The following is a 2,340-nucleotide window of genomic DNA, read 5'->3' on the forward strand; positions in this document are numbered from 1 at the left end:
CATCGGAGTTGCCTTTCAAGCGTTGAAATTGGAAACGAAGAGTGAGAAGCGAGACCGGCATTTTGGCACGAAACTAGACCGGCATCAACGGAATGTCAACCAAGCTGAACTTGACCGGCCCGCGAGTTTTCACAGCCTCCGCACACGTTGTTGCGGCAGACAGCCAACCTATACCCCTTACGCCGCTCGATAGTTTCACGAGTGACAAGCGCGCGATGTTCCGCATCCCATTCGCGATGGCTGCCGGAATTCTAAGTTGGAAAACCGCCTTCAGCAGCTCTGTCGTACGAACCGACTCCGGCTGATTCAGTCGGTCCTTCGGTTCTTTGGATCGACATGTATCACCTTCGGCTTGTGCGTTTGCACTTCTGACTCTTCGAACTGGGCATAAGCGCAGATAATGACGAGATGACCGGGGGAGACCAGATGCGCTGCGGCTCCATTGATGCAGATGGTCCCACTCCCCTCGGGCCCGCGAATGGCATAGGTGATCAGTCGATTGCCATTGTTCACATCGTAAATATGAACCTGCTCGTGCTCGGCGATATTCGCCGCGTGCATCAGTTCGTAGTCGATGGTAACGCTTCCTTCATAATGCAGTTGAGCGTCAGTGACGGTTGCACGATGAATCTTGGATTTGAGCAGAATTCGCTGCATGCTTTTTCTAAGTTCTATCGATATCGCTGATCGAGGCGGGGGCAGGTCATGGTGCCGCACGCTGGAAATCAATGGATTCTGTAGTTTTGAGAGCGATTATGACCTGATTGTGAAAATCTTCCCTGACTAATAACGTTGCTCAGAGCAGGACACGTTAGCCGTCGCGACAGCCTCCGCGACATTCCCCCCGAGCTCTTTCTCCTAGTGCCACCGGCTAAATCTCTGATAGCCAACCCGAGCAGGCAGAACCCTCGGAAAAGGTATGCCAGCGAAAAACTCCCCGGCGTGACCACCCCCTTCAGGAGCTTCTTTTCGGGATTCTGCTACCGAGCCATCGCGTCCAACACGAATTCTACGGGCCTTGTGCCGAAAACAAAGTTACGTTCTCACTCGTCCTGCGGCGTCGTTATTCTTGCCGAAACAGGTTGACTCTCCAAGCGGTGCAGCGCAACTTCCCACGAAAATTCGGCTTGTTGCATTTTTTGTTGTTCGCTAAAACGCCCAGGCAATCTCCCTTGCACCCAAATCGAACAGTTCATTAAGCCGGTCCGTCAGAATTTGTGCCAGGCCTTGATCCCTTCGTGGGCTCAGGTTCTGTCGTGTTCTGAACGGGATCGCAGCAAGTCACTTCGCGTGTCCGCGTTGGCCACGATCTCTTCAGATCGGCGACACGTGTCCTGATTTATCCAATCCCAAACCAGCGCGGACGAGGTAGAGTCGATGGCAAGCCGCATCCTGATATTTTTGCTGGCGTTGAGCCCGTTCGCAATGGGCTGTTCCACGATGAAGCGGTCGGACACGGCCCGCACGGCCCGCGAGCAGTTTCTGATTTCCGGTGCCGTTGATCAATCCTTGGCGAAGTGCGATTTCACTGCATTTCAGGGTTCCCGCGTCTTCGTCGAGGAAAAGTACCTCGAAGGGATCGACAAAGGCTATGTGGTCGGCTCAATTCGGCACCGTCTCATGTTGAACGGCGCCATAATTGCTTCCAAAGCGGAAGACGCTGACATTGTTGTGGAAGTCCGCAGTGGTGGAATCGGCACCGACAATTCGGACTCCTACGTGGGAATTCCGGAAATCGTCCTGCCCGGGATGATGACCCTGCCCGAAGTTCGCTTCTGGCAGAAGCAGAAACAGTCAGCACTTGCTAAAATCGGGATGGTTGCCTACGACATCAAATCGCATGAACTTCTTGGCCCAGGAGGTGTTACGGCATCGATGTCCCACGACACCAACACGTTTCTTCTCGGGTTGGGTCCCTTCCAGTCAGGGACTGCGCGGAGTGAAATCGAACGCACAACGTCACGCCGGCCAGGCCAACCCAATCAGGAACTTCCCTCGACCGTTGCGTTTCAGGGGCCAAGTGGTCGAGCCGCTCCTGATCGGCTGCAGCTTGCGGGAGAACAGCGAGAAGAACAGTAAACAGGCATCAAGGAGTGCCAAAAGCGGGCAAGTCTTCTCTGACTGGCTGAACTCTTTAGAGAGCTCTGCTATGATGTAAGGTTCCGAAAACCTTGCTTTCAGTAGAGATCTGTAGAATGTCCGTGCCTAAAGTCGCCATCGTCGGCCGTCCCAACGTTGGCAAAAGTTCGATCATGAATTGGCTCGCCCACAAGCGAGTATCGGTTGTGGACCCGATGGCGGGGGTGACTCGTGATCGCGTCACCTACCTGATGCATGTCG

General features: G+C 54.2%; 3 protein-coding genes. 2 read left to right on the forward strand and 1 reads right to left on the reverse strand.

The features are described from left to right. Positions 1–306: 306 nt before the first annotated feature. Positions 307–657: an aspartate 1-decarboxylase gene (gene panD / locus VGE80_RS24675; protein WP_373652454.1), complete on the reverse strand. Its 351-nt coding sequence runs from the start codon at positions 655–657 to the stop codon at positions 307–309. A 720-nt stretch (positions 658–1,377) separates the two neighbouring features. On the opposite strand from panD, the gene VGE80_RS24680 reads away from it, so the two are divergent. Then, complete coding sequence (locus VGE80_RS24680) at positions 1,378–2,079, forward strand: DUF6655 family protein (protein WP_373652455.1); 702 nt, start codon at positions 1,378–1,380, stop codon at positions 2,077–2,079. Positions 2,080–2,195: 116 nt separating this feature from the next. Next, the coding region (locus tag VGE80_RS24685; protein WP_440594503.1) for a GTPase at positions 2,196–2,340 on the forward strand (145 nt) is incomplete at its 3' end.

The sequence above is a fragment of the Schlesneria sp. genome, from assembly GCF_036405755.1.
In the GTDB taxonomy this organism is placed as follows: Bacteria; Planctomycetota; Planctomycetia; order Planctomycetales; family Planctomycetaceae; genus Schlesneria; species Schlesneria sphaerica.

Bases quoted from the DNA above. Each gene is read 5' to 3' on its own strand.
- panD (WP_373652454.1), bottom strand. From the start codon at position 657: ATGCAGCGAATTCTGCTCAAATCCAAGATTCATCGTGCAACCGTCACT.
- VGE80_RS24680 (WP_373652455.1), top strand. From the start codon at position 1,378: ATGGCAAGCCGCATCCTGATATTTTTGCTGGCGTTGAGCCCGTTCGCA.